At 70.7% G+C, this 26,528-nt stretch carries 26 protein-coding genes and 1 tRNA gene; 18 read left to right on the plus strand and 9 right to left on the minus strand.

Annotated features, from left to right (window positions below; genetic code table 11):
- Nucleotides 1-36: 36 nt before the first annotated feature.
- The 7 genes from KZC50_RS04955 to KZC50_RS04985 all read left to right on the plus strand — a co-directional run bounded on the left by KZC50_RS04955 (nt 37) and on the right by KZC50_RS04985 (nt 6,915).
- Complete coding sequence (locus KZC50_RS04955; protein ID WP_310890823.1) at nt 37-1,215, plus strand: glycoside hydrolase family 88 protein; 1,179 nt, start codon at nt 37-39, stop codon at nt 1,213-1,215.
- Nucleotides 1,212-2,105, plus strand: a complete 894-nt coding sequence (locus KZC50_RS04960; RefSeq protein WP_310890824.1) for a fumarylacetoacetate hydrolase family protein — start codon at nt 1,212-1,214, stop codon at nt 2,103-2,105. Before KZC50_RS04955 ends, KZC50_RS04960 begins: the two co-directional genes overlap by 4 nt.
- Entirely contained in the window at nt 2,102-2,866 is a 765-nt protein-coding gene (kduD, locus tag KZC50_RS04965) for a 2-dehydro-3-deoxy-D-gluconate 5-dehydrogenase KduD (protein ID WP_310890825.1), read from the plus strand. Before KZC50_RS04960 ends, kduD begins: the two co-directional genes overlap by 4 nt.
- Complete coding sequence (kduI, locus tag KZC50_RS04970; protein WP_310890826.1) at nt 2,863-3,735, plus strand: 5-dehydro-4-deoxy-D-glucuronate isomerase; 873 nt, start codon at nt 2,863-2,865, stop codon at nt 3,733-3,735. The genes kduD and kduI overlap by 4 nt, the downstream gene beginning before the upstream one ends.
- On the plus strand, nt 3,732-4,652 hold the full coding sequence (locus KZC50_RS04975) for a sugar kinase (protein ID WP_310890827.1): 921 nt from the start codon (nt 3,732-3,734) through the stop codon (nt 4,650-4,652). The genes kduI and KZC50_RS04975 overlap by 4 nt, the downstream gene beginning before the upstream one ends.
- A 7-nt stretch (nt 4,653-4,659) precedes the next feature.
- The gene (locus KZC50_RS04980; protein ID WP_310890828.1) at nt 4,660-5,310 is read left to right on the plus strand and encodes a bifunctional 4-hydroxy-2-oxoglutarate aldolase/2-dehydro-3-deoxy-phosphogluconate aldolase; all 651 of its coding nucleotides are present in this window, start codon (nt 4,660-4,662) and stop codon (nt 5,308-5,310) included.
- 102 nt (nt 5,311-5,412) lie between these two features.
- Nucleotides 5,413-6,915: an aldehyde dehydrogenase family protein gene (locus tag KZC50_RS04985; RefSeq protein WP_310890829.1), complete on the plus strand. Its 1,503-nt coding sequence runs from the start codon at nt 5,413-5,415 to the stop codon at nt 6,913-6,915.
- Between the two features lie 167 nt (nt 6,916-7,082).
- Here KZC50_RS04985 and KZC50_RS04990 read toward each other — a convergent pair.
- Together KZC50_RS04990 and KZC50_RS04995 are read right to left on the minus strand one after the other, a co-directional pair.
- A tRNA-Gly gene (locus KZC50_RS04990) sits at nt 7,083-7,156 on the minus strand.
- A 51-nt stretch (nt 7,157-7,207) separates the two neighbouring features.
- The gene (locus KZC50_RS04995; RefSeq protein WP_310890830.1) at nt 7,208-8,605 is read right to left on the minus strand and encodes an HNH endonuclease signature motif containing protein; all 1,398 of its coding nucleotides are present in this window, start codon (nt 8,603-8,605) and stop codon (nt 7,208-7,210) included.
- Between the two features lie 89 nt (nt 8,606-8,694).
- Here KZC50_RS04995 and KZC50_RS05000 point away from each other — a divergent pair, with 89 nt between their 5' ends.
- The 4 genes from KZC50_RS05000 (at nt 8,695) to KZC50_RS05015 (ending at nt 12,414) form a co-directional block, all read left to right on the plus strand.
- On the plus strand, nt 8,695-9,777 hold the full coding sequence (locus KZC50_RS05000; protein ID WP_310890831.1) for a DNA glycosylase AlkZ-like family protein: 1,083 nt from the start codon (nt 8,695-8,697) through the stop codon (nt 9,775-9,777).
- Nucleotides 9,764-10,369 carry a dCTP deaminase gene (dcd, locus tag KZC50_RS05005; RefSeq protein WP_053547145.1) on the plus strand — a complete coding sequence of 202 codons (606 nt, stop codon included), beginning with the start codon at nt 9,764-9,766 and terminating at the stop codon, nt 10,367-10,369. The genes KZC50_RS05000 and dcd overlap by 14 nt, the downstream gene beginning before the upstream one ends.
- Before the next feature lie 83 nt (nt 10,370-10,452).
- Entirely contained in the window at nt 10,453-10,617 is a 165-nt protein-coding gene (locus tag KZC50_RS05010) for a hypothetical protein (RefSeq protein WP_301134057.1), read from the plus strand.
- Nucleotides 10,618-10,812: 195 nt separating this feature from the next.
- A complete protein-coding gene (locus tag KZC50_RS05015) occupies nt 10,813-12,414 on the plus strand; it encodes a BCCT family transporter (RefSeq protein WP_310891533.1) in 1,602 nt (533 codons plus the stop codon).
- 3 nt (nt 12,415-12,417) lie between these two features.
- Here KZC50_RS05015 and KZC50_RS05020 read toward each other — a convergent pair whose 3' ends face one another.
- Nucleotides 12,418-13,740: an MFS transporter gene (locus KZC50_RS05020; RefSeq protein WP_310890832.1), complete on the minus strand. Its 1,323-nt coding sequence runs from the start codon at nt 13,738-13,740 to the stop codon at nt 12,418-12,420.
- Between the two features lie 324 nt (nt 13,741-14,064).
- On the opposite strand from KZC50_RS05020, the gene dnaK reads away from it, so the two are divergent.
- The 4 genes from dnaK to KZC50_RS05040 are packed head-to-tail and all read left to right on the plus strand — an operon-like array spanning nt 14,065 to nt 18,034.
- Nucleotides 14,065-15,933, plus strand: a complete 1,869-nt coding sequence (dnaK, locus tag KZC50_RS05025) for a molecular chaperone DnaK (protein ID WP_301134054.1) — start codon at nt 14,065-14,067, stop codon at nt 15,931-15,933.
- A 2-nt stretch (nt 15,934-15,935) separates the two neighbouring features.
- Nucleotides 15,936-16,565 (plus strand): nucleotide exchange factor GrpE, encoded by a 630-nt coding sequence (locus tag KZC50_RS05030; protein ID WP_301134052.1) that lies wholly within the window; start codon nt 15,936-15,938, stop codon nt 16,563-16,565.
- Between the two features lie 12 nt (nt 16,566-16,577).
- Complete coding sequence (locus KZC50_RS05035) at nt 16,578-17,567, plus strand: DnaJ C-terminal domain-containing protein (protein ID WP_236967075.1); 990 nt, start codon at nt 16,578-16,580, stop codon at nt 17,565-17,567.
- An 11-nt stretch (nt 17,568-17,578) separates the two neighbouring features.
- Complete coding sequence (locus tag KZC50_RS05040; protein ID WP_310890833.1) at nt 17,579-18,034, plus strand: heat shock protein transcriptional repressor HspR; 456 nt, start codon at nt 17,579-17,581, stop codon at nt 18,032-18,034.
- Nucleotides 18,035-18,039: 5 nt separating this feature from the next.
- Here KZC50_RS05040 and KZC50_RS05045 read toward each other — a convergent pair whose 3' ends face one another.
- Nucleotides 18,040-19,434 carry a DUF2252 domain-containing protein gene (locus tag KZC50_RS05045; protein WP_310890834.1) on the minus strand — a complete coding sequence of 465 codons (1,395 nt, stop codon included), beginning with the start codon at nt 19,432-19,434 and terminating at the stop codon, nt 18,040-18,042.
- A gap of 102 nt (nt 19,435-19,536) precedes the next feature.
- On the opposite strand from KZC50_RS05045, the gene KZC50_RS05050 reads away from it, so the two are divergent.
- Nucleotides 19,537-20,340 (plus strand): potassium channel family protein, encoded by an 804-nt coding sequence (locus KZC50_RS05050; protein WP_310890835.1) that lies wholly within the window; start codon nt 19,537-19,539, stop codon nt 20,338-20,340.
- Here the strand turns inward: KZC50_RS05050 and KZC50_RS05055 are convergent, their stop codons facing one another.
- From KZC50_RS05055 to KZC50_RS05070, 4 genes are all read right to left on the minus strand, one after another.
- On the minus strand, nt 20,341-20,715 hold the full coding sequence (locus tag KZC50_RS05055) for an SHOCT domain-containing protein (protein ID WP_310890836.1): 375 nt from the start codon (nt 20,713-20,715) through the stop codon (nt 20,341-20,343).
- A complete protein-coding gene (locus KZC50_RS05060) occupies nt 20,712-21,149 on the minus strand; it encodes a DUF6325 family protein (protein ID WP_310890837.1) in 438 nt (145 codons plus the stop codon). The genes KZC50_RS05055 and KZC50_RS05060 overlap by 4 nt, the downstream gene beginning before the upstream one ends.
- 23 nt (nt 21,150-21,172) lie before the next feature.
- Nucleotides 21,173-21,550 (minus strand): SHOCT domain-containing protein, encoded by a 378-nt coding sequence (locus tag KZC50_RS05065; RefSeq protein ID WP_310890838.1) that lies wholly within the window; start codon nt 21,548-21,550, stop codon nt 21,173-21,175.
- 90 nt (nt 21,551-21,640) lie between these two features.
- The gene (locus tag KZC50_RS05070) at nt 21,641-21,853 is read right to left on the minus strand and encodes a DUF8691 family protein (RefSeq protein ID WP_310890839.1); all 213 of its coding nucleotides are present in this window, start codon (nt 21,851-21,853) and stop codon (nt 21,641-21,643) included.
- Between the two features lie 198 nt (nt 21,854-22,051).
- Between KZC50_RS05070 and KZC50_RS05075 the strand changes: the two genes are divergently transcribed.
- Nucleotides 22,052-24,604, plus strand: coding sequence for a winged helix-turn-helix domain-containing protein (locus KZC50_RS05075; RefSeq protein ID WP_310890840.1), 2,553 nt, complete (start codon nt 22,052-22,054; stop codon nt 24,602-24,604).
- A 3-nt stretch (nt 24,605-24,607) separates the two neighbouring features.
- Here the strand turns inward: KZC50_RS05075 and KZC50_RS05080 are convergent, their stop codons facing one another.
- A complete protein-coding gene (locus KZC50_RS05080) occupies nt 24,608-25,219 on the minus strand; it encodes a hypothetical protein (RefSeq protein WP_310890841.1) in 612 nt (203 codons plus the stop codon).
- A 99-nt stretch (nt 25,220-25,318) separates the two neighbouring features.
- Here KZC50_RS05080 and KZC50_RS05085 point away from each other — a divergent pair, with 99 nt between their 5' ends.
- A complete protein-coding gene (locus KZC50_RS05085; protein WP_310890842.1) occupies nt 25,319-26,527 on the plus strand; it encodes a glycosyltransferase in 1,209 nt (402 codons plus the stop codon).
- Nucleotide 26,528: the final 1 nt, after the last annotated feature.

A 26,528-nucleotide genomic window follows, 5' to 3' on the forward strand; every position in this document is an offset into this window, starting at 1 on the left:
CACCCCTCCGACCTCCCTCGAACGAAGGATCCTGCAATGACGTCTGTTACGCCCACCCTGGGCATCGGCACGGTGGAGGCCGCCGTCGAGGCGGCGCTGTCCACCGTCCGCCGCAACCTCGACCGGTTCGGCGGCGCCTACCCCGGCGACACCACCGTCTCGGACCGGTACCTCCTCCGCCCCGCGGAGAACGGCATCCCCGAGGGGGGGAACCGCGGCTGGACGACAAGCTTCCGCACCGGGACCCTGTGGCTCGCGTGGGAGCTCACCGGCGACGAAGCCTTCCGGGCGGGCGCCGAACGCGACGTGGACGACTTCGCGCGACGCCTGCACGCGGGCGAGGATCTCGACACCCACGATCTCGGCTTCCTCTACACGCTGTCCACGGTGGCGGCCTGGCGTCTCACCGACGACGAGGCGGCGCGCGTGGTGTCGCTCGAAGCGGCGGAGACGCTCATGACCCGGTTCCTCGAGCCGGCCGGCATCCTGCAGGCGTGGGGGGATCTATCCGATCCCGCGCAGCGCGGGCGGACGATCATCGACAGCCTCATGAACATGCCGCTGCTGACGTGGGCCGGCGAGCAGAGCGGGAACCCCGCGTTCGCCGACGCGGTGCGCCGGCACACGGCACAGCTGCGTACCCACATCTTCCGCGCGGACGACTCGACCTTCCACACCTTCTACTGGGACGCCGAGACCGGGGAGCCCCTCCGTGGCGCGACCGAGCAGGGCGCGTTCGACGAGTCCTGCTGGGCGCGCGGACAGGCGTGGGGCATCTACGGGTTCGCGATGAACTTCGCCGCCACCGGCGACGAGGGTCTCCTCGATGCGGCGCGACGTTCGGCGCGATACTTCCTGGCGCACCTCCCGGCCGACGACGTGCCCTACTGGGACATGGTCTACACCGACGGCAGCGACGCCCCGCGCGACAGCTCCGCCGCCGCGATCGCTGTCTGCGGACTCCTCGAGCTCGCGCAGGTGGAGACGGATGCCGATCTCGCCGTCGAATGGACCGAGCGCGCGCACGCGATCCTCGCCTCGCTCATCGAGCGGTACGCGCCCGACCCCGCGGAGAGCTCCGATGCGCTCCTCCGGCACTCCGTGTACGACCTCCCGAAGGACGTCGGCGTGGACGAGGGCACCCTGTGGGGCGACTACTTCTACCTCGAGGCGTTGGTGCGCGTGTCGGTGCCCGGGTGGGAGAAGTACTGGTGAGGTTCGCGTCGCTGACGACCCCGACAGGACAGGAGCCGATCCTGATCCTCCCGACGCCGGAGGGAGACCGCGTGCTCGCTCTCGGGCACCTGGCCGGCGACGTCGCCGCGATCCTCGCCGACCCCCATCTGCGGGAGCGGGCGCGTCGAGCGGGCTCCGAGGCCGATGCGGCCGATCTGCCCCGTCTCGACCCGACCGCGCTCGCCGCGCCGGTCGTCCCCGGGAAGATCCTGTGCCTCGGCTACAACTACCGCGGGCACATCCCGGACGGCGCGGATCCCACCGCCGACGATCCCGCCTTCCCGGACGTCTTCGTCAAGACGGCCAATACCCTGGCCGGGCCGAACGAGGCGGTGCGTATCCCGCGCGCCGCGACGGACGTGGACTACGAGGGCGAGCTCGCGATCGTGATCGGGCGCACTGCGCGCGACGTCGCCCTCGCCGATGCGCTCGACCACGTCGGCGGCTACACGATCCTCAACGACGTGTCCGAGCGGGCGTGGCAGCGGCGGCAGAGCCAGTGGGCGCTGGGGAAGTGCTCCGACGGATTCGCGCCCCTCGGGCCCTGGATCGTGACCCCCGACGAGGTCGGCGACCCGCAGGATCTGCTCGTCGAGGTCGAACGGGACGGCGTGACGACGGTCTCGCAGTCCACGGCCACCACCGTCTTCAGCGTGGCCTTCGTCATCCACCACCTGAGTCAGGTGATGACGCTGCACCCCGGCGACGTCGTGACCACCGGGACGCCGCAGAAGCTCCCCGCGGCGCAGGCCGCGCACCGTCCGCTCGCCGACGGCGACGCGGTGACCGTGCGCATCTCGCGGATCGGCGCCCTCACCACGCGGTTCGTCGCCGCATCCGCTCCCGTCGACTCGGAGGTCGCCGCATGATCCTGGACACGTTCGATCTCACCGACAAGGTCGCCCTCGTCACCGGCTCCCGCCGCGGCCTCGGGCAGGCGATCGCCGTCGGTCTCGCCGAAGCGGGCGCGGACCTCGTGCTGCTGGACCGGGGGGACGCCGACGAGACGGCCGCCGCGGTCGCGGCGACGGGGCGGCGGGTCCACCGCATCCGCCGGGACCTCACCACCGCGACCGCCGAAGACCTTGCCGCCGCGGTCGACGAGGCGATCGCCGAACTCGGCGCCGTGGACATCCTCGTCAACAACGCCGGGACCATCCGGCGCGCGCCGGCCGCGGAGCACCCGGTGCAGGACTGGGACGACGTTCTCGCGGTCAATCTCGACGCGGTCTTCCACCTCTCCCAGGCGGCCGGTCGGCACATGCTCGCGCGCGGATCGGGGCGCATCATCAACGTCGCCTCGATGCTGTCGTTCCAGGGCGGCATCCTGGTCCCGTCCTACACGGCGTCCAAGCACGCCGTCGCGGGCCTCACGAAGGCGCTCGCCAACGAATGGGCGGCGCAGGGCGTCACCGTCAACGCCGTCGCCCCGGGCTACATGGCCACCGATAACACCGCCCCTCTCCGGGCGGATGCCGACCGGGCGGCGTCGATCCTGCAGCGTATCCCGGCCGGACGCTGGGGCACCGCCGAGGACGTGCAGGGCGTCTTCGTCTTCCTCGCCTCGGATGCGGCCGCCTACGTCACCGGCGCCGTGATCCCCGTCGACGGCGGCTGGCTCGTCCGATGACCCCCCTCTCCTCTCTCCCCACCCCGAAGGACACGATCATGCAGCAGCGCTACGCGACCTCCCCCGCCCAGATCCCCGGCATGGACACCGAGAGCCTCCGGGCCACCTACCTCGTGCCCGAGGTCTTCGTGCCCGGCGAGATCTCGCTGACCTACACCCACCACGACCGCATCGTGCTCGGCGGGGCCATGCCCGCGGGCTCGCCCCTGGCGTTGACGGGCTATCCCGAGATCCGCAGCGACTTCTTCCTCGAGCACCGCGAACTCGGCATCGTCAACGTCGGCGGAACCGGCACCGTGACCGCGGACGGCGAGGAGTACACGCTCGTCCCCGGCGCGTGCCTCTACCTCGGACGCGGCATCCGCGATGTGGTCTTCGCCGACGCCGGCCAGGAGGGGAACGCGCAGTTCTACCTCTTCTCGGCGCCCGCCCACACGGCCTATCCGGCGGCGCTGGTGTCGCCCGGAGAGGGAACGGTGCGCGAGCTCGGCGACCAGGCCACGTCCAACCGCCGGACGCTCAACCAGTACATCCACGAGAACGGCGTGCGCAGCTGCCAGATCGTCATGGGGGTCACCCAGCTCCACGAGGGCTCGATGTGGAACACCATGCCCGCGCACACGCACGACCGCCGTACCGAGTGCTACCTCTACTTCGACCTCCCCGAGGACGCCCGCGTCGTCCACCTCATGGGCGAGCGGCAGGAGACCCGCCACCTCCTGGTGGCCGACCGCCAGGCCGTCATCTCGCCCTCGTGGTCGCTGCACTCCGGTGTGGGGACCGCCGCCTACTCGTTCGTCTGGGCGATGGCGGGCGAGAACCAGGCCTTCGACGACATGGACGCGGCACCCGTCACCGACCTGCGATGACGCCGGATGCCGGGTCGCGCACCCTTCTGTGCATCGGGGAGACCATGGCGATGGTGACGTCGCGCGCCGGCGACCCCGTCGAGGACGCGGACGACTTCCGCGTCGAGGCCGGGGGTGCGGAGTCCAACGTCGCCGGACACGTCGCCGCACGAGGTCATCGCGCGCGCTGGTTCAGCCGCCTCGGGGACGACGCCCTCGGGCGCCGCGTCCTCCGGCGGGTCGCGGAGCGCGGGGTCGACGTCTCCGCGGTCCGGTTCGACGCCGACCACCCCACCGGTCTCTACGTGAAGGATCCGGGGCGCGGCGTCGTCTACTACCGCCGCGGATCGGCGGCGAGCTTCCTGGACGCGGCGGACGCCGACGCGCTCTCCTGGGAGGGCGTCGACCTCGTGCACGTGTCGGGGATCACGGCCGCACTGTCGGCGTCGTGCGCGCGCTTCCTCGATCGGGTGATGACGCGCGCCCGTGCGGCGGGGGTGCCGGTGTCCTTCGATGTCAACCACCGACCGGCGCTGTGGTCTGCGGCGGACGCGGGTCCCGTCCTCCGCGCCGCGGCGGTTCAGGCCGACGTCGTCTTCGTCGGACGGGATGAGGCCGAGACGCTGTGGGGGACCGGCACGGCGGAGGAGATCCGTGCGCTCCTCCCCGCGGTGCCGGAGCTCGTGATCAAGGATGCCGACGTCCGGGCGACCGCGTTCGTCGGCGCCGAGCGGGTCGATGCACCGGCGCTCCGCGTCGAGGTCGTTGAGCCGGTGGGGGCCGGTGACGCCTTCGCGGGCGGGTATCTCGCGGAGCGGCTGTCGGGGTCGCCCGTACGCGCCCGGCTGGAGGCAGGGCACGCGCGCGCGGCGCTGGTGCTGAGAACGACCGGAGACACGGTCGAGGACGACGCCCCGACGCGGGGCGGAGCGGAATGAGGACGATGTGGTGACGGTGGACGGTGTGAGGTCGGACGGCGCCGGGATGTCGGCGGGATCCTGGTTCGACCGGGAGTTCGACGGGGCGCCGCTCATGGCGATCCTCCGGCGGATGGGGGTCGAGCGTTCGCTGCGGGTCGCGGGGAGCGCGTGGGACCTCGGTCTCGACGCGGTCGAGGTGACGCTGCAGCAGCCGGAGGACCTCGAGGCTCTGGCCGCGGTCGTGGACGCCGGACGTGCGCGGGGGAAGCGCGTCGGCGCCGGCACGATCATCTCGGTCGACCAGGTGGGGCGGGCGGTCGAGGCCGGCGCGGCGTATCTCGTGAGTCCCGGGTGGGATGCGGACGTCGTGCGGGCTGCCGGCGAAGTGGGGATCCCGATCCTTCCCGGCGTCGCGACGCCCGGGGAGGTGCAGGCCGCCGTCGCGGCGGGGCTCGACTGGGTGAAGGCGTTCCCCGCGACGTGGCTCGGACCGGGGTGGTTCCGTCACGTCCGCGGTCCCTTCCCGGACGTGCGCTTCGTCGCCACGGGCGGACTCGACGCCGGCAACGTCGAGGAGTACCTCGACGCGGGGGTGCGGGTCGCCGCCGTCGGTTCCGCGCTCGAGGATCCGGCGCAGCTCGAGCGGCTCGCGGGCGTGCTGGAGCGTCGCCGCTGACGGGGTGACCTCCGCGTTCGCGCGGCCTCGGCATCCGCGGGTCGGGGAGAATCGAGGGAGCCCGCGTCCCCCGGCGCGGGCGGATCGACGTGGAGGAGCACCATGAGCGACGTCCCCCAGACCCAGGCTCGACCGGACGCGGGCGTCCAGGCCCGCGAGTGGTCGCCGGACGAGATCGGCGCCGCGTTCGAGCGGCAGCGCCGTGCGTTCCTCGCCGAGGGTCCGCCGTCCCTCGCGGTCCGGCGGGACCGGCTCGACCGCCTGATCCTGCTCCTGACGGAGAACGCGCAGGAGTTCGGCGAGGCGATGGATGCCGACTTCGGGCATCGTCCGGCGTCCGTCAGCACGCTCACCGACATCACCGGCATCCTGCTGGACATCGAGATCATCCGGCGCCGACTCGGCGCGTGGTCGCGGCCGAAGCGACCACTCGCCGCCCTCCGTCCCTTCGGACTCGCCGCGAAGGTCGAGCGCGTCCCGCTGGGCGTGGTCGGTGTCATCGGTCCGTGGAACTTCCCGCTGGGACTCGTGGCCCAGCCGGCGGCGGCGGCCCTCGCCGGCGGCAACCGCGTCATGGTGAAGTTCTCCGAGATCACGCCCCGCACCGGGGCGCTCTTCGCCGCCAAGGTGGCTGAGTTCTTCGGGCCCGACGAGATGATCGTGGTCACCGGTGGATCCGAGGCCGGAGCGACTTTCAGCGCGCTCGCCTTCGACCACCTGTTCTTCACCGGGTCGCCGAAGGTCGGCGCCCTCGTGGCGCAGGCGGCGGGAAAGAACCTCGTGCCTGTGACGCTCGAGCTCGGCGGCAAGAACCCGGTCGTCGTCGCCGAGGGCGCGGACGTGGCCGTCGCGGCCGAGAAGACGATGGCCGGCCGCCTCATGAACGGCGGGCAGGTCTGCCTGTGCCCGGAGGTCGTGTACGTGCCGGAGCCTGTGCAGGAGCAGTTCCTGACGCGGGCGCTGTGGCGGGCGCGGGAGATCTGGGAGTCCGAGGACGGACCCGTCTCGATTGTGAACGACGCGAACTTCGCACGCGTATGCGCATTGGTGGAGGATGCCCGCGCGAAGGGTGCGGAGGTGCACGAGGCGGTGCCCGGCGCGGTGCCGGATGCCGCATCGCGCCGCATCCCCCCGGTCGTCGTGACGGGGGTGACCGCGGACATGGACATCGACTCCGAGGAGATCTTCGGTCCGGTGCTGATGATGCGCACCTACCGCTCGATGCGGGAGGTCGTCGAGGATGTCGCGGGGCGCCCATCGCCGCTCGCGGCCTACTGGTTCGGGCCGCGTGGGGAGGACTTCGCCGAGTTCACCGCCCGCACGCGGTTCGGCGGAATGACCGTCGACGACATCGCCCTGCACGTCGCCGTGCCGGGGTTGCCGTTCGGGGGCGTCGGGCAGAGCGGCTCGGGCGCGTACCACGGGCGCGCCGGCTTCGACACGTTCACCCACGCGCGCTCGACCGTGCGCACGCGGCTCGGCATCTCGATGGGGGAGGCGCTGAACCCGCCGTTCACGCAGACGCGCGGTATCTCACCGGATCGGATGCTGGCGAAGGTCGCCCAATCGGCGCGCCGCCGCGTGTTCGGGCGGGGGAAGAGCTGAAGCGAACTTCTCTGGACGGGATGACGGGAATCGGCCACTCCGCCCCTCCACGTGCCGCTGCGCGGCCCGCGGAGCCTCCGGCGGAGCGGGACCCCCCGAAGCGGGTCGGTTCCGACGGCATCACCGCGAACGGCTCACGCCGGCACCAGTGGTGCCATCGTGAGCCGTGGAGGGGATGACGGGAATCGAACCCGCGCTCTCAGCTTGGGAAGCTGATGTTCTGCCATTGAACTACATCCCCGCAGAGCCGCGTCGGCGAACCGACACAGCGCGTGGCAACTATAACAGGGCGTCAGAACGGGGGTGGATCGAGTCCGACGGTCATCCCGGAGGGACTCGTCCACTCCCGCACCCCCGTGGCCGGATCCCGCGACAGCCGCCACAGCGACTCGTGCTTCACCGGGTGATGCGAGGTGCAGAGCGGCTCGTTGTTGTCGGCGGACGTCTTCCCGCCGTACTGCCAATCGAGGCGGTGGTCGATGTCGCATTCCCGAGACGAGCGTGCGCAGCCGGGGAACGCGCATTCGGGATCGCGTGCCCAGAGCCAGCGGCGGAGGTCGGCGGGGATCCGCCGCGTGCGCCGGTCGATGTCGAGCACCGTCCCGGTCACGGGGTCGGTGAGGATCCGCACCAGGCTCTTCGCCCCCGCGGCATAACGTCGGGCGGTCTCGAGCGGGATCGGGCCGTAGCCGTCGAGCGTCGCGGGCGCATCGCCTTGGCCGAGCAGGGTCATCATCGGGATGGTGATCGAGATCGCGGTGGCGGACGGTGCATCGACCGCGAGCGGTGAGGACCCGTTTCGCAGCAGATCGATCGCGACGTCCGCGCGCAGCTGCGCCCGCGTCCGCGTCTCGCCGTCCTGAGCCAGCAGGTGGTCGACGACGGCGTCGATGCGCCCGAGCGCGGACGCCGCGTCGACGGCATCCGTCGTCAGGGAGATCGTCGCGAGCCCGTCGAACTCAGGGGTCGAGCACACGGTGCGGTCTTGGCGTGCACGGGCGTGCCGTTCGTCGATCGGCTCGGGATGCACGCGTTCCCGCGCGGCGCGGGCGCGGCGACGGAATCCGCTCGGCGTGCACCGCTGTGCCGCGTCGGCGACGGCATTGTCGAAGAGCGCCCAGGCGGTCGCGTCATCGGGGAGCGCTCCGGCGAGATCCGCTGCGGTCGCGGCGTTCTCCGTCGACACGCGCCCATCGAGGAAGTCGGCCCAGACGCGCGGGCAGCGCTCGCGCAGGGTCGCCGTGCGCCCCGCGATCGCGTGCACCGTGACCTCCGCGATACGCAACCGCGCACCGATGTCGGCCACGGCGGCCCTGACGGCGAACTCGGACCGCAGGCGCCTCACGCTCGCGATCGACCGGCCGCGCGGATCGGACCACGCCGGATCGGCGGTGGGGTCCGCACCCACCCACGGTTCCGGGTCCTGACGCGCGAGCCGCAGGATGTCGTCGATCACGCGCCACTGCGTCGCCGTCGCCCGGCGCGACACCGTCGACAGATCGTCGAGCTGATCCAACGCGGAGTCGCAGGTGACCTCCACCTGCTGCGCGTGGTCGAACCGCTCCCATGCGTCACGGTCGGCGGCACCCATCCGATCGGCGTACACGGCATCCAGAACATCCGCCTCGTCGATGAGGTCAGGATCGGCGCGCGAGGACAGATACTCCGCGTGTGCCGAAGATCTGTTCATGCTCGAACTCTAGGAGGACCCTCCGACATTCGTCATTCTCTCTGTCCGTCGTCTCGCCGACGTCCTCGCCCCGGAGTAGCCTCACCCGCATGCACCGCTTGAGCAGGGACGACGCGCGCCGGCTCGCCGTGCGCGCGCAGCTGCTGGATGCCGAGCGGCCGGGCGACCTCGTCGAGGTGATCGAGCAACTGGGGTCCATCAAGATCGACCCCACCGCGCTGATCGCCCCGGCCGAGCAGCTCATCCCGTGGACTCGCATCGGCTGGGCGTACGAACCGGGGCACCTGCGGAAGGCGGTCGAGACCGATCGCACGGTCTTCGAGTTCGACGGCTCCTTCCACGCCGCGAGCCTCCTCCCGGCGATGGTGAGCCTCATGCGCCACCGCACGCTCCGCGCCACGGCCGCCCGATACGTGGAGGCGAACGCGGCGTTCCGGCGCGACATCCTCGCCCGGCTGCGGGCAGACGGTCCGCTCACCGCCGCCGACATCCCCGACACGAGCGTCGTCCAGGCGAACAGCGAGAGCGGGTGGTACGGCTCGAATCAGGTGCCGCGGATGCTGGAGCTCATGGCCGTCTGCGGAGAGGTCGCCGTCGCCGGGCGCCGGGGGCGACAGCGCGTGTGGGACATCCCGGACCGGGTATGGCCGCACGACCTCCCCGAGATCGCGCCGGAGGAGGCCGAACGCATCCTCGCCGAGCGGCGGCTGCAGGCCTACGGCATCGTGCGACGGACGTCGCCGTGGGCCCGGGTGGGCGACGTCGGCGAACCCGCCGAGGTGGAGGGCAGCACGTGGAGGTGGCGGGTCGATCCCGCCGCGCTCGCCGCCCTCGACGACGACCCCGGGGGTCGCGCGGCGATTCTGAACCCCTACGACCGGATGCTCTTCGACCGCCCGCGCCTGGCGGAGCTGTTCGACTTCGCCTACATCTCCGAGCAGTTCAAGCCGAAGTCCGAGCGGCTGTACGGGGCGTTCGCGCACCCGATCCTCATCGGCGATCGCTTCGTCGGGCTCCTCGACGCGCGGCTCGACAAGAAGAAGGAGAACCTCGTCGTGACCGCCGTCCACGAGCTGCTCCCGTTCGACGGCGAGGAACGCGCGATGGTGGATGCCGAGATCCGCGAGCTCGCCGACTGGCTCGGCGTAGGCTGGCCCCGTGCTGCTGAGTGATCGCGACATCCGCCTCGAAGTCGAGTCCGGGCGCATCGGCCTGTCCCCGTGGGATGCGCAGATGGTTCAGCCCTCGAGCGTCGACGTGCGGCTCGACCGCTACTTCCGACTGTTCGACAACCACAAGTACCCCTTCATCGACCCGGCGCAGGATCAGCCCGACCTGACCCGCCTCATCGAGGTCGACCCGACCGAGCCCTTCGTCCTGCATCCGGGCGAGTTCGCGCTCGGATCCACCTTCGAGCAGGTGAGCCTCCCCGACGACGTCGCGGCGCGACTGGAGGGCAAGTCGTCGCTCGGCCGTCTCGGGCTCCTCACGCACTCGACCGCGGGGTTCATCGACCCGGGCTTCTCCGGGCACGTCACCCTCGAGCTCTCCAACGTCGCGACACTTCCGATCACCCTGTGGCCGGGGATGAAGATCGGCCAGCTCTGCTTCTTCCGGCTCTCCTCCCCCGCCGAGAACCCGTACGGCTCCGGCCCCTACGGCAACCGCTATCAGGGCCAGCGCGGCCCGACCGCTTCCCGTTCGGCGCAGAACTTCCACCGCACCGACGTCGGCGAGACGGATGCCGGATCCCGCGGCGCCTGAGAGCGACGCCACGCGCGGATACTCAACCCGCGCTGACTAGTCAAGGCATTGCCGACATCCGCGGCGACGCGAAGGATGAGGTCATGCCCGCCCTCTTCATCCTCATCATCGTCGTCGGTATCGTGCTCCTCCTCCTGGGGCTGTTCGTCGAGGCGGTGAAGTTCCTGCTGTGGCTAGGCATCGTGATCGTCGTCGTCGGCATCATCGCGTGGCTGCTGCGCTCCATCACCGGCCGCAATCGCGCGTAGACGGGCCCCGGCTACGCTGGTGCGGTGAGCAGCCAGACGCAGGATCCGACGTCCGACCGGCCCTCCGACGAACCGGCGCCCGCCGACCCGCCCGCCGACGAGCCGACGGATGCCGGTCATGACGCCGAGGTCGTCGACTCGGATGCCTCTGCCGAGACCGCGACCGCGGGCCCCCGCACCCGCGCCACCCCGTGGGTGATCTGGCCGGCTGCGATCATCGTCGCGATCTTCAGCGCCTTCGCGATCATCTTCCCGGCGGCCGCGGAGGCGGCGTTCGGCGCGATCCAGACGGTCGTCGTCAACACCTTCAGCTGGTACTACGTCCTCATCGCCGCGTTCTTCGTCGTGTTCGCGGTGTTCATCGGCTTCAGCCGGTACGGCGATATCAAGCTCGGACGCGATGACGAGGAGCCGGAGTTCTCCTTCCTCAGCTGGGTCTCGCTCCTCTTCGCCGCCGGAATGGGCATCGGCCTGGTCTTCTACGGCGTCAGCGAGCCACTCAGTCACTACGTGGATCCGAAGCCGGGCGTCGAGGGCACCCCCGCGCAGCTCGCGCAGTCGGCGCTCACCCAGACGTATCTCCACTGGGGTGTGCACGCGTGGGCGATCTACGTCGTGGTCGGCCTCGCCCTGGCCTACGCGATCCACCGCCGCGGTCGTCCGCTGTCGATCCGCTACGCCCTGGAGCCGCTCATCGGTCGTCGGGTCAAAGGCGGCTGGGGCAACACGATCGACACGGTGGCCCTCGTCGGCACCCTCTTCGGCGTCGCGACCTCCCTCGGCCTCGGGGTCCTGCAGATCGGCGCGGGCCTCAGCGCCGCGGGCATCATCGACGAACCGAGCCTCGTCGTCCACATCGCGATCATCACCGTCGTCACCGTGGCCGTGCTCGGCTCCGTGCTCTCCGGGCTCACGCGCGGGATGAAATGGCTCTCGACGGTGAACCTCATCCTCGCCGGCATCCTCCTCATCTTCATTCTGATCGCGGGCGACACCACCTACCTTCTGCGCGAGTGGGTGCAGTCGATCGGCGCGTACCTGCAGAACTTCATCGGCCTCAGCTTCTCGGTGAGCGCGTTCCAGGGTGAGGCGGGGCAGGAGTGGCAGGCCGCCTGGACGGCGTTCTACTGGGGCTGGTGGATTTCGTGGGCCCCCTTCGTCGGTGTCTTCATCGCCCGCGTGAGCCGCGGACGCACCGTGCGCCAGTTCGTCATGGGCGTCCTGATCGTCCCCACCTTGGTCGGCATCCTCTGGTTCGCCGTTCTCGGCGGATCGGCGATCAAGATCGAGATGGATCAGCCCGGGGCGCTCACACCCGGCGGTGAGGTGGATGTCGAGGGCAGCCTGTTCGAGCTGTTCACCTACCTGCCCGGCACGCTGGCGCTCACGATCGGCGCGATCGTCCTGGTCGCGATCTTCTTCGTCACCTCCGCGGACTCCGGAGCCCTCGTGATGGGGATGCTGGCCACCGGCGGGAATCCCGAACCGTCGCGACCGGTCCGCACGCTCTTCACCTTCGCCACCGCCCTCCTCGCGGTCGCTCTCCTCATCGCCGGAGGACTCAACGCTCTCCAGACCGCGGCGATCCTCATCGCCCTGCCCTTCAGCGTCGTCATGCTGCTGATGTGCTGGTCGACGATCATCGCCTTCCAGCGCGAGCGGAAGCTCTACGAGAGGGCCCGTCGGCGGGAGTTCGTCGACCAGATCGGCGAGCACTACGGGCTCGAGGTGGAATCGCCGAACGAGAGCGGTCTGCGCTTCCCTTCGTGGTTGCGCCGGTCGCGGGACCCGAAGTAGCGCTCAGCCCTTCAGACGCTCCTGCGCCGCGCGCACGGGCAGGAGCATCACGAGTCCGAGCAGCAGCACCAGCACGATGCCCAGGATGCCGAAGGCCGCCGCGCCGCCGATGGTGACGAAGAGCGCGAACATCGTCGGAGCGAGGAACGACACTGCGCGCCCCGTCGTCGCGTAGAGACCGAAGACCTCGCCCTCGCGTCCCGGCGGGATGATGCGGGCGAGGAAGGTGCGTGAGGCCGACTGGGCGGGTCCGACGAACAGGGTGAGCGCGAGGCCCGCGGTCCAGAAGACGATCTGCCCCCCGTCGCGGAGGAAGAACACCAGGAGGCCGGAGATCACCAGGCCCGTGAGGGCCGCGACGATCACGGGTTTCGCGCCGAGGCGGTCATCGAGCGCGCCCACGGCGATCGTCGAGATGCCCGCGACGACGTTCGCCGCGATGGCGAAGAGGATCACCTCGCCCGGCGAGAAGCCGAAGACGGATGCAGCGAGCACACCGCCGAAGGTGAAGACGCCCGCGAGCCCGTCGCGGAACACGGCGCTGGCGAGGAGGAACCACACCGTCGGTCGCGATTCGCGCCACAGGCGTGCGACGTCGCGGCCGAGCCGCGCGTAGGAGGCGAAGAAGCCCACCTTCTCGCGGCGCGCGCCGGCCCCGCGGTACTCGGGCACGGCGAAGAGGACCGGGAGGGCGAACAGTCCGAACCACACCGCGGACACGATCATCGCGATGCGCACGGGGAGGCCGTCCTCGTCCGGGACGCCGAAGAGGCCCTGGATGAAGCCGAAGTAGACGATCAGCAGCAGCACGATGCCGCCGATGTACCCCATGCCCCAGCCGAAGCCGCTGACCCGCCCGATCGAGCGGGGCGTGGAGACCTGGGAGAGCATCGCGTTGTAGTTGACGCCGGCGAACTCGAAGAACACGTTGCCCGCGGCGAGGAGGAACAGCCCGAGCCAGAGGTAGGACGGATCGGGTTGCACGAAGAACATCGCGGCGGTGAGGGCGACCACCAGGTAGGTGTTCACCGCGAGCCAGAGCTTCCGCCGGCCGGAGGTGTCCGAGCGCTGCCCGGTGATGGGGGCGAGGAGGGCGATCAGCAGGCCGGCGGCCGCGAGGGCCCAGCCGAGCTGCGCCTCCACGGTGCCTTCGGGGCCGAAGCTGGAGCTGGTCAGGTAGACGGCGAAGACGAAGGTCGTCACCACGGCGTTGAACGCCGCGGAGCCCCAGTCCCACAGCCCCCAGGCGACGACGGCGCGGCGGCGGGTGCGTTCGGGGCGCGAGGAATCGGGCGTGGTGCGGTCGAGGTCTCCCGTGGCGCTCATGTCCGTCACGGTAGGCCGCGCGGGTGAACGCGCGGTGGCGCCGCGCCGGGCCGCCGCCCTGGCCGAGCGTGCACGGGGACGGAGATGCGCACGATGACGGACGAACCCCTGGCGCGGCATCCGTGATCTTGCACATCTCCGTGATCCTGCATGCGAGCCCGCGCCGCAGAAGTTGAGCCAGCTCGTATCAAGTTCATTTGACATGCGGAACGGGCGGGAGTAACGTTGAGCCATCGCGACTCAGGTTCCTCGGAAGAGGTCTGGGAACGCGAGCAGACTTCCATCAACCCGGACCCGTGGGTCCACACAGAAGGAGAGAAACACATGGCACGTGCTGTGGGCATCGACCTCGGAACGACGAACTCCGTCGTGAGCGTTCTCGAGGGTGGCGAGCCGAAGGTCATCGCCAACGCCGAAGGCTTCCGCACCACCCCCTCGGTGGTCGCCTTCACCAAGGACGGCGAGGTGCTCGTCGGCGAGACCGCCAAGCGCCAGGCCGTCACCAACGTCGACCGCACCGTCTCTTCGGTGAAGCGCCACATGGGCACCGACTGGGGCTTCGACGTCGACGGCAAGAAGTGGACGCCGCAGGAGATCTCCGCGCGCATCCTCCAGAAGCTGAAGCGCGACGCCGAGCAGTACCTCGGCGACACGGTGACGGATGCCGTCATCACCGTTCCCGCGTACTTCAACGACGCCGAGCGTCAGGCCACGAAGGAGGCCGGCGAGATCGCGGGCCTCAACGTCCTGCGCATCATCAACGAGCCCACCGCGGCCGCCCTCGCCTACGGTCTCGACCGCGGCAAGGAGGACGAGCTCATCCTCGTCTTCGACCTCGGTGGCGGAACGTTCGACGTCTCGCTGCTCGAAGTGGGCAAGGATGACGACTTCTCCACCATCCAGGTACGCTCGACCTCCGGTGACAACCGCCTCGGTGGTGACGACTGGGACCAGCGTCTGGTCGACTACTTCATCAAGCAGTTCAAGGACACCACCGGTGTCGACGTCTCGGGTGACAAGATCGCGCTGCAGCGTCTGAAGGAAGCGGCCGAGCAGGCGAAGAAGGAGCTCTCCAGCTCCACCTCGACCTCGGTCAACCTCCCCTACCTGTCGCTCACCGACTCGGGCCCCGTCTCGCTGTCCGAGACGATCACCCGGGCGAAGTTCGAGGACCTCACCAAGGACCTCCTCGACCGCACCAAGAAGCCGTTCGAGGACGTCATCCGCGAGGCCGGCATCAAGGTCGGCGACATCGACCACGTCGTGCTCGTGGGTGGATCGACCCGCATGCCCGCCGTCGCCGAGCTGGTGAAGAAGGAAGCCGGCAAGGAGCCCAACAAGGGCGTGAACCCGGATGAGGTCGTCGCCGTCGGTGCCGCCCTCCAGGCCGGTGTCCTCAAGGGTGAGCGCAAGGACGTGCTGCTCATCGACGTCACCCCGCTGAGCCTCGGCATCGAGACCAAGGGCGGCATCATGACCAAGCTCATCGAGCGCAACACCGCCATCCCGACCAAGCGGAGCGAGACCTTCACCACGGCCGACGACAACCAGCCGTCGGTCGCGATCCAGGTCTTCCAGGGCGAGCGCGAGTTCACCCGCGACAACAAGCCGCTCGGCACCTTCGAGCTCACCGGCATCGCCCCCGCCCCCCGCGGCATCCCGCAGGTGGAGGTCACCTTCGACATCGACGCGAACGGTATCGTCCACGTCTCGGCGAAGGACAAGGGCACCGGCAAGGAGCAGTCGATGACGATCACCGGCGGCTCGTCGCTGCCGAAGGACGACATCGAGCGCATGGTGCGCGAGGCCGAGGAGCACGCGGCCGAGGACAAGAAGCGCCGCGAGGCCGCCGAGGTCCGCAACCAGGCCGAGACCCTGTCGTACTCGATCGACAAGCTCATCAAGGAGAACGAGGACAAGCTCCCCGCCGACGTCAAGGAGTCGGTCCAGGCCGACGTCGACGCGCTGAAGACCGCGCTCGCCGGCGACGATGACGAGGCCGTGAAGACCGCGTTCGACAAGCTCAACGCCTCGCAGGGCAAGATCGGCGAGGCCATCTACCAGGCCTCGCAGGCGCAGGGTGAGCAGCCGGCCGACGCGCCGGCCGGCGACTCCGCCGAGGGCACCTCCTCCGCCACGGATGAGGATGTCGTGGACGCCGAGGTCGTGGACGACGAGGACGAGAAGAAGTAATCATGACGGACAAGGACTTCGACAACGAGGTCCCCGGCGGCGAGGACCCGGAAGCGCAGGCTTCCGGGTCCGACCCGCAGGTGGGCCGGAACGACGACAACGCGGGCGACGGGAGCGTGCCCGGAGACGTCGACGGTGACGACCTCACCGTCGACGACATCCTCGGCACCGACCAGAACATCGACGCCGCCGCGGAGGATGCCGTCCTCGCCGACCTCGAGTCGCAGCTGCTGGGCGACCTCAAGCGCCTGCAGGCCGAGTACGCCAACTACCGTCGACGCACCGAGGACCAGCGGGAGATCGAGATCGCCCGCGCCAAGGGGTCCGTCGCCAAGGGACTGCTGCCGGTCCTGGACGACCTCGATCGCGCCGCGAAGCACGGCGATCTGACCGAGGGCACCGCCTTCGCCGCGATCGCCGAGAAGCTCCGGGGCGTCGCCGAGCGGATGGGACTCGAGACCTACGGTGCCGCCGGCGAGGTCTTCGACCCGCAGCAGCACGAGGCGATCTTCCAGGCGCCGACCCCGGGTGCGACCGAGGCGACGATCCTCGAGGTGGTCGAGATCGGCTACCGCCTGGGTTCCGTCGAACTGCGACCGGCCAAGGTCGTCGTCGCGGTTCCGGCGGAGTAGACCGGAGGACACATGGCCAGTCAGGACTGGTTCGAGAAGGACTTCTATGCGACGCTCGGCGTGGCCAAAGATGTCACGGCATCCGATCTGAAGAAGACCTACCGGAAGCTCGCGCGCACGTATCACCCGGACTCCAATCAGGGCGATGCGAAGGCGGAGGCGAAGTTCAAGGAGATCAGCGAGGCGTACGCCGTGCTGTCCGACCCCGAGCAGCGTGAGGAGTACGACCAGATGCGCGCCATGGGCTCGGGCGCCCGCTTCACCGCGGGTGGCCAGGGTGCCGGCGGCTTCGAGGACGTCTTCAGCCAATTCGGTCAGGGTCGGGGCGGCGGTCGCTACCAGGCTCAGGACTTCGAGGACATCTTCTCGATGTTCAACCAGGGTGGATCGGGTTTCGGCTCCGGCCGGTTCGGACAGTCCACGGGCGGGTTCCGCGGCTACGGGGGACCCACCCGGGGTGCCGACGTCACCGCGCGCACGACGATCGACTTCGTCACCGCGACCAAAGGGGAGACCATCTCGCTGCAGGGCGAGGACGGCAAGCCGTTCAAGGTGAAGATCCCCGCGGGCGTCTCGGACGGTCAGAAGATCCGCCTGCGCGGCCGCGGCCGCCCGTCGCCGGACGGCGGGGAGAGCGGCGACGTGGTCGTCTCGGTCACGGTGCGCCCGCACCCGGTCTTCACGCGCGACGGGCTCAACCTGCGCGTGACCGTGCCGGTGACCTTCACCGAGGCGGCTCTCGGCGCCACGATCGAGGTGCCGACCCTCGGCGGCGATCCGGTCAAGCTCCGCGTCGCGCCCGGGACCCCGTCGGGTCGCGTGCTGCGCGTCAAGGGGCGTGGCGTCCAGACCGCCAAGGGCCTCGGTGATCTCCTCGCCGAGGTGCAGGTGGCCGTGCCCACGCACCTCGACGACCGCGCGCGCGAAGCACTGGAGAAGTTCCACGAACTCGAGCCCAAGGAGAATCCGCGCGCCGACCTCATGGCCAAGGCGCGCGGCTGAGAGGAGGCGGGGTGAACGAGCAGATCGATGACGAGGCCCCGATCTTCGCGATCGCCGTGGCCGCGGAGCTGTCGGGCATGCACCCGCAGACCCTCCGTCAGTACGACCGGCTCGGTCTCGTCGTTCCCGCCCGCACCCAGGGCGGGTCGCGTCGGTACTCCCTCCGCCACGTCGAGCAGCTTCGCGAGGTCGCCCGCCTGTCCGCGGACGGCATGAGTCTTCCCGCGATCGCCCGCCTCATCTCGCTCGAACAGCAGGTGCACGACCTGCGTCGCCGCGTCCGCGACCTCGAGCAGCAGCTCGATCGAGAACGCCAGTCCCGCCCCGGTGCCCGCGTCTTCGCGGCGGGGGCATCCGGTTCGGTCGTCACCCTGCGTCACGGCGCGCGGGTCCGTCGCGCCACCGAGCTCGTCGTGTGGCGCCCGCGCCCAGCCCCGCTCGAAGAGGACCCGCGCCGCGAGGGCTGACCGGGTCAGGCCACGCCGCGGTGGCGGCGGAACAGCTCCCAGTCGGCGTGGGAGAGCGCGGCATAGGCGTGGGACCACTCCAGGATCGCCTCGCCCGCCACCCGCCCGCCACCGAGGTACCCGGAGACCATCGCCGCGGTCGGCGACTGCCCGTGCGCGCGGGCGAGGGTCGCCGCGCAGGCCTGGGCGTACCAGACGAAGGAACCGTCCTCGAGGGTGTCGGTGTCGAAGCCGCCCTTCTTGTCGTGGAACTGGCGCACGTAGAACGACCGCTCCGCCTCGATGTCCGAGGGGACGCCGGAAAGGTGGCCGAGGAACGGATCCGACACTGCCTGCAGTACGCGCTGCATCGCCACGACCCGCCCGCCATCGCGGAACCGCTCGATGTACCGCGAGACCCCGGACGGCTGATCCGCGCCGCCGTACTGGATCAGCACGCTCGGACCCGCCTCCTTCGCCTGCAGGATGAGGGCGTTGCCGTCGCCGTCCTCCAAGCCGATCAGGTAGCACCGCGTGCCCACGCTCCCCACTCCGACGACCCGTCGGATCACATCGGCGATCGCGTACTTCTGCAGCAGCACCCGGATGTCGACGTTCGCCGAAGCCAGGTACGCGCTGAAGAACGTCAGCGCATTCCTCTCGACCACCGGCTCGACGTGCGTCATCGTCGGCGGCTGCTCGACGAACGTGAGCCGGCCGCTCTCGGCGCGCACGGTGAGCTTCCGCGCCGCTCGCGCGGACGTCCGCCGGTCGGCGTCCTTCACCGCCGCCCGTATCGCCGCCTGCGTCTCGGCATCCACCGCGCGCTCGGCGGCCACGGCATCGAAGTGGTCGTAGTAACGCTTCAGGGGACTCCGCTGCACACCGCTGCGCAGCGACCGCGCGTACGTGCGGACGGCGCGGAGGGCGGCATCCGTCACCACCTTCTCGTCCCGGGAGGTGGATGCCCCGGCGATGACGATGCTCGCCACGAGGCGCTTCAGATCCCACTCGAACGGCGCCCACGCCGACTCGTCGAAGTCGTTCAGGTCGAAAACGAGCGTCCGCTGGGGGGAGGCGAAGAGCCCGAAGTTCGCCACGTGAGCGTCACCGCACGACCCGACAGACAGTGTCGTCCCGGGGGAGCGGGCGAGGTCGGCGGCCATGAGCGCCGCCGTCCCCCGGTAGAACGCGAACGGGCTCTCGGCCATCCGCTCGGTGCGGATCGGGACCAGCTCGGGCACGCGCGAGGCATCCTGCGCGTCGAGGATCGCCATGGGGTCGCGCGTGCCGGCGGGGAGGTCCGCCAGCCGCTCGCGCGGCATCTCGTCGCGCGCCGCGCGACCCGCTTCGAGCTGCGCCGCGAGCGACGGAGGAGCGACCCAGGCATCGGCGACAGGGCTGGTCCGTTCGGGTGTCATGGGGTCAGTGTGGCACCGGGATCCGGCACGCGACACGGTCCGCGGGGTGATCCCGAGGGTGAAATCCACGGTCGCCCGCCCGGCGGTCGATACCCTGGCGACGTGACGCACGCCCCCACCGCTACGGATGCCGCGCCCCGGCGCGGGATGACCCTCGAACGGTGGCACGACATCACCTACTGGCCTCTCATCGTGGCGTCGCTGCTGTTCATCGTGGCCTACTCCTGGCAGGTGATCGCCGACCTGCAGGGGACGCCGTACCTCATCGCCCGCCTGGTGATGGGCATCACGTGGCTCGTCTTCGTCGTGGACTACCTCGTGCGGCTGAGCATCGCGAAGCCCCGAGGCGTGTGGTTCCGTCATCACATCTTCGATCTGCTCGTGGTGAGCGTCCCCGCCCTGCGGCCCCTGCGGCTGCTCCGGGCGCTGACCCTGCTGCACGTCCTCCAGCGCACCGCCGGCACGGCGCTGCGCAGCCGCATCGCGATCTACGGCATCGGCGCCGCCGCGGTGCTCATCTGGATCGCCGCGCTCGCGGTCCTCGAATCCGAGCGGGGCGCTCCCGGCGCGAACATCGAGAACTTCGGCGACGCCGTCTGGTGGGCGTTCGTGACGATCACCACCGTCGGCTACGGCGACTTCTACCCGGTGACGGGATGGGGGCGCTTCGTCGCCGTGCTGCTCATGATCGGCGGTGTGGCCGTGGTCGGCGTGGTCACCGCGACCCTGGCCTCGTGGGTGCTCGAGCGTGCCGCCCAGGGGCACGAAGACCAGGAACCGGCCACCCGCGCGCAGTTCCGCATCATCGCCGAGAAGATCGACGAGCTGCGCGGTGCCCCGCCCGGGTCCACTCCCGCAGACGACGAGGGGCCGGTCCCCGACGAGCCGACCCCTCGCACATCCTGATCAGCCCAGGAGCTTCGCCTTCGCCGCGGCGAACTCGTCGTCGGTGAGGATGCCGGCCTCCTTCAGGGCGCCGAGCTTCTGCAGTTCGCCGACGAGGTCGACGCCGCCCGCGGCGGGAGCCGGAGCAGGCGGCGCGGCAGCCGGCGCCGGTGCGGCAGCCTGCGCGGCCTGCGCCTGAGCGACGGCCTGGGCCGCTGCCTGCTCCATCGCGATCTGCTGCTGCTGCGCTTCGTACGCCTGCTGCTGCTGGCTGTCGTAGGCCTTCTCCTGCTGGCGCCGGGCCATCCCGCCCGAGACGGCGCTGGCCGTCCCCGCGACGACCGCCGTGCGCGCGGCGAGCCCGATGAGCCCGGGGCGTCCCATTCTCCGGATCATGATGCGTCCTCCTCGTCGTCGACGTTCGCGGTCAGGAAGGCGTTGACGATGGGTGCCGGGGTGGACTCCCTGGCGATCACCGCCCCGCCCGCGTCGTACAGGGCGGAGGCGAAGGCCTTGGCCCACAGCAGCTCCACCACGAGTATGGCCGCCGACGTGCCCGGGGCGACGTTCGCGGCAAGCTCCTCGATGTCGTCGATCCCCGCGAGGCCCGCGAGGTCGAGGGCGGGGACGCCGCCGTCATCCGTCGTGTCCGACAGCTCCAGGACTTCCAGCTCGCCCTCGGGCGAACGCCGTGCGTACACCAGATCCAGCACGTTGACCGTTCCCGCGGCGACGAGGTCGTCGATCGCGCGGAGGATCGCCGGTCCCGGCCGGTCCCCGTCGAAGGAGACGGCGTAGAACTCGATGGGTCCGTATTCGAAAGTGGTCATACCCGCTCCTTCGTCGTCCACGCTCAGGCGAGAGCCTTGGCCTTGAGGGCGTCGAACTCCGCTTGCGTGATGGTACCGGCATCGAGGAGCGCCTTGGCTTTGGCGATGTCGTCGCTCGGGCTCGACGTGCCGGCAGCGCTGCGGATGTAGTCGGCCTGCTGCTGGCGGATCTCGGCGGCCTGGGCGACCGAGCGCTGCTGCATGCCGCGTCCGCGGGCGATCAGGTAGACCAGTGCCGTGAGGAACGGGACGAAGATCAGGAACAGGATCCACACCGCCTTCCAGCCGCCGGCCAGCGAATGGTCGCGGAAGATGTCCGCGATGATCGAGAACACCACCATCAGGTAGGCGGCGAACACGAAGATCCAGAAGAACCACGCGATGAAGCTCCAGAGGTCCATGACTTCCCTCTCTCGGGGCAGACCGGGTCGTCCACCGTTGATCGGAATCTACGTTCCAAGCCCCCGGAGGTCGTCACCCCGCCGGGGTGATCAGTCCACGGCGACGCGGTTGACCGAGACGACCTCGATGCGGAGGTCGTCGAGCATCCGCAGGAGCCCGAGGAGCGCGGGCTGATCGACCACCGCCCCCCGGATCGAACTCGTGCCGTCGCCGCGGTCGCTGACGCGGAACCCGTCGAGGGCGGTCACAAGGGACGGACCCATCGTTCCGCGCACGACGACGTCCACCACGTGCTCGGTCATGGGTGCTCCTTCCCGGCGGGGCGCGCGATGCGCGGGTATGGATAGCGCAACGATGCCCGGATCGCCCTCGATCGGCCGTCACCCGTGTGGGATGATTCCCCCCACGAGCAAGGGGAACTCGGAAGGCCCACGATGCCCGATACGCATCCTGCCCCTCCGCACGCGGTGGACCGACCGGGGTTGCGGAGACGCCTCGACGTGGGCGCGCGCTCACCGCTGACCCTGCTGATCGCGCCGGCGGGCTCGGGGAAGACTGTGCTCCTCGCGCAGTGGGTGCACAGCCGTCCCGATCTGAGCGTCGACTGGTACCACTTCACCCCCGCGGATGCCGATCCCGCCCATTTCGCGCAGCGACTCGTCGCGGGTCTCGGGGCGAAGCACCCGGCGCTCGCCGATCTCGCCGCTCCGCTCGGCGAGGCGCGAGGAGGACTCGGCGTCGGACTCATCGACTCGCTCGTGGTGGCGCTGACGGAGTACGAGGGGGAGATCGTTCTGGTCTTCGACGACCTGCACCTGCTGCCGGGCCGCGAGATCGCCGACGATCTGTGGCGTCTCGCCGAGCGACTGCCGCCCCACGCGCACATGATCGTCTCGTCCCGGGTCGACCCGGGACGCCGATGGAGCACCCACCGCCTCGAGCATGCGCTCGTCGAGATCCGCCAGTCCGATCTCGCGCTCGACGACGTCGAGACCGCCCGCGTGCTCGATGCCATCGCTGGAGAGACCGTGCCGGTCGACGCGGTGCGGGCGATCCGCGAGCGGACCGAGGGGTGGGCGGCCGGCATCCAACTCGCCGGTCTGAGTCTGCGCTTCCGGGGTGGAGCCGACCCGGATGCCCTCGCCGACGCCTTCGCCGAGAGCGACCGTCTCGTCGTCGACTACCTCTCCGAGGAGGTGCTCGCCGCCCTGCCCGACGGTCGCCGCCGCGCACTGCTGTGCCTGTCGGTCGTCGACGAGCTGACCGGGCCCCTCGCCGAGGCCCTCTGCGGCGGCGGCGATCTCGACCAGGTCGGCGGCGGGGAGGAGCTCCTCCGCTCGCTCGTGCGGGAGTCGCTGTTCGTCGCGCCCGTGGAGGGCTCTTCCGGTAGGTACCGGTTCCATCACCTCATCCGCGACGTTCTGCGCTATCGCCTGCGCGCGGAGGATTCGCGCGCGGAAGAGGTCCTCCTGGGGCGCGCCGCCGATTGGTTCATCGCCGAGGGCGGCAGCGCGGTCGCCATCGACCTCCTCCTGCGCGCCCATGCGTGGGACCGCGCGCTCGCGCTCATCCTCGGACGGGGGCGGGAGGTCTACGAGCGGGGGCACGCTGCGACGCTGGCGCGATGGCTGGCCGCCGTGCCGCCCGACATCCGCCGCCGCAACGAGCACGCCGAAGCGCTGTACGCGGTGAGCCTCGGCATGTCGAGCAACGCGGCGGAGGCCGAGGCGGTGGCCCGGTCGCTGCTCCTGGACGGAGTGGATGCCGGAGTGGAGCTGGTGCTGCGCACCTACATCGCCGCGGCCGTGCAGTTCCGTCCGCATCCGGAGCTGTACCTCGGCGAGGCGCGCCGTGTGCTGGAGATGATGGACGACCGGTCGGATCTCGTCACGCCGCCCCTGATGGGTCTCGGGCACCCGACGCTGCTGCGGACCCTGGCGCTGGTCGGCGGCGGCCGGGCGCTGTTCTTCCTCGGCCGGTTCGGAGAGGCACGGACCTGGCTGCGTCGTGCGGCCGCATCGCCCGGGGGTCAGTACCCGCCGTACCGCGTGCACACGCTGGGCTCGCTCGCGCTTCTGGAGGCGATCGCCGGTAATCTGCGTCTCGCCGAGGACCTCGCCGATGATGCCCTGTCACTGGCCGCCGACACCGATCTGCTCGCGCACCCCGCGCCCGCCGACGCCTATCTCGCGCGGGCGGTCGTCGCGGTCCAGCGCGGCGAGCCGGAACAGGGCGCTCTGGTCTGGGAGGAGGGGATGCGGCGCGCGGAGGCGAACCGGCGGACCTCCCTGGTCTGGGTGGGGTACGCCGTGGGTCGCCTGGTGGACCTGGATTCCACCGTCGATCGGGCGGCTCCCGAGAGTGTGCCCGTTCCCCTCGCGCGCGTCATCATGGAGGTCGTCCGATACCGTCTCGCGCGGGAAGCCGGCGAGCCCTTCGCCGCCATCCCGCGCCAGGCCCGTTGGTCGTCGCTGGCGTTCGAGGAGGTCGCCGCGCTCCTCGCGCGCGGTCACTCCGCTGCGGCGCGCGCACGCCTGGACGAGCTGGCGATCGACGTCACGACGGCCGAGCCGACGGCGGTGGTGGAGTACGAGCTGTGTCGGGCGTGGGCCGCGGCGGAGGCGGGTCGCGGCGCACCGGCCCAGGAGCACCTTCGTGCGGCGCTCGCGATCGGCGAGCGCGAGGGGCTCGTGCACGGATTCCTGCGGGCAGGCCCCGCGGTCCTCGCGCTGGTGGCGGGGCTTCCGGAGAACCCGGGCGCGTTCCGACGCCGGGTGCTCGAGCGTGCACGCCGACGCTCGACGCGCGGCGAGGGTCTCCTCGCGGAACCCCTGACCTCACGCGAGCAGGAGCTGCTGGCCTACCTTCCGACACGGCTGACCAACGTCGAGCTCGCGCAGCGCTGCTACGTCTCGGTCAACACCATCAAGACCCATGTGTCGCACATCTACCGCAAGCTCGGGGTGCAGGGGCGCAGCGCCGCCGTCGCGCGCGCCGTCGAGCTGGGCCTGCTCCCGGAGACCACGGTCGAGCTGCATCCGACCGCGCGCTGAGGCTCAGGCCGGGTCGATGCGCAGCATGCCGGGCGTCTCGCCCGCGGGAAGGTCGTCGACGACCCGGAGCGTGCGCACCAGGTCGTCGACGGAGGAGATGAAGATCCCGAACCGCTCGCGGTCGGGCGACATCGCCGAGACCGTCACCAGGTGGCTGCCGGTGTCCCACGTGTAGGTCGCGGTCGGTGAGCCGCGCCGCTCCGGGTCCATCGGGTTCGGCGCGCCGAAGGGGAGCTCGAGCTTCTCGCCGGTGCCGAGGTGCGGGCTCCGGAAATCCTCGGTGTCGTCGTACTCCATCGGCATCATCGCCCGCGCCGCCCGCACCTGGGGAGTCGCCTCCTGCAGCTGGGCGATGACCACGCCCAGCTCGGGGTCGGCCTTCCACACCCACACGAGCATCCGCCCCGCCATGCGCCGCATCAGCAGCGGCGCGGCCTGGCTCGCCGCCCACGCGGCCACCGAGCTCCCGGGTCGCTCGGTTGCGCCCATCGCCGAGTTCGCCTGGGTGAGCAGCATCCGGATCGCCGCCTTCCGGTGACGACGTCCTCGGAACCCGAAGGATCCGGTCACCGGAACCCACAGAGACGTGTCGGCGTGCGCGTCGAGTCGGGACATCGCCCCAGCCTAAACGGCGAGTCTGAACCCCTCCGGTACAGTGGGACCGCGCCTCAGCCATCCCCCGAGCGCTCCGCCGCACAGACAGGCCCCGCACACGTGACCGACCCTGCGACGACCGACGACACCGCCGCCTCCCGGCGCCCGTTGAGGATCCTCATCGGCGCCGACACCTTCCTCCCGCACGTCAACGGAGCCGCGCGCTTCGCCGAGCGGCTCGCTGCCGGCCTCGTCGCGCGCGGCCACGATGTCCACGTCATGGCCCCGAGCGACGGTCGCCGCAACCACGGGACCCGCACGGAGGTGATCGAGGGGCAGCCGATGACGATGCACCGCCTGCCGTCGTACCGGTACCTCCCGCACGACTGGCTGACCTTCGTGCTGCCGTGGCGTTCGAAGCACTACGCGCGGAAGGTGCTCGACACCGTCCAGCCGGATGTCGTGCACATCCAGTCGCACATCGTCATCGGACGGGGCCTCGCCCGCGAGGCGCGCAAGCGCGGCATCCCGGTCATCGCGACGAACCACGTCATGCCCGAGAACATCCTCGACTTCACACTGCTGCCCGATGCGCTGAACCGCGTCGTCGTGAAGCTCGCGTGGGCCGATGCGCAGCGGACCTTCGCGATGACGCGCGCCGTGACCACGCCGACCCGGAACGCCGCGACCTTCCTCGAGCAGACGATCGACGTCTCCTCGGTCATCCCGATCAGCTGCGGGATCGACGCCGCGCAGTACACCGCCGATCTCGGTCCGCGGGATGCGAACCGTCTCGTCTTCGTCGGGCGCCTGACCACCGAGAAGCAGATCGACGTCATCCTCCGCGCGATCGCGGCGCTCGACCCCGCGCTCGCGGTGAGCTTCGACGTCGTCGGCAACGGGGATCAGCGGCGCAACCTCGAGCAGCTGGCCGCGGAGCTCGGCATCGCCGACCGCGTGCGGTTCCACGGTCACACCACCGACGCGGAGCTCCGCGGGTTCCTCACCCACGCCTCGGCGTTCGTCATCGCCTCGATCGCCGAGCTCCAGTCGATCGCCACGATGGAGGCGATGGCGTCGGGTCTCCCCGTGGTCGCCGCCGACGCGGTCGCCCTGCCGCACCTCGTCCACGACGGCGAGAACGGGTACCTCTTCCGTCCGGGCGACGTGGACGATCTCGCCGCGAAGCTTTCCGCGGTGCTCACGCTGAGCCCTGCCGAGCGGGAGCGCATGCAGAAGGCCTCCCTCGACGGGGTGAAGGTCCACGACATCCGACGCACGCTCGAGACCTTCGAGGCGCTGTATCGCGACGAGCCCCTGCCGGCGTAGG

This window comes from Microbacterium aurantiacum (assembly GCF_031625015.1).
In the GTDB taxonomy this organism is placed as follows: Bacteria; Actinomycetota; Actinomycetes; order Actinomycetales; family Microbacteriaceae; genus Microbacterium; species Microbacterium aurantiacum.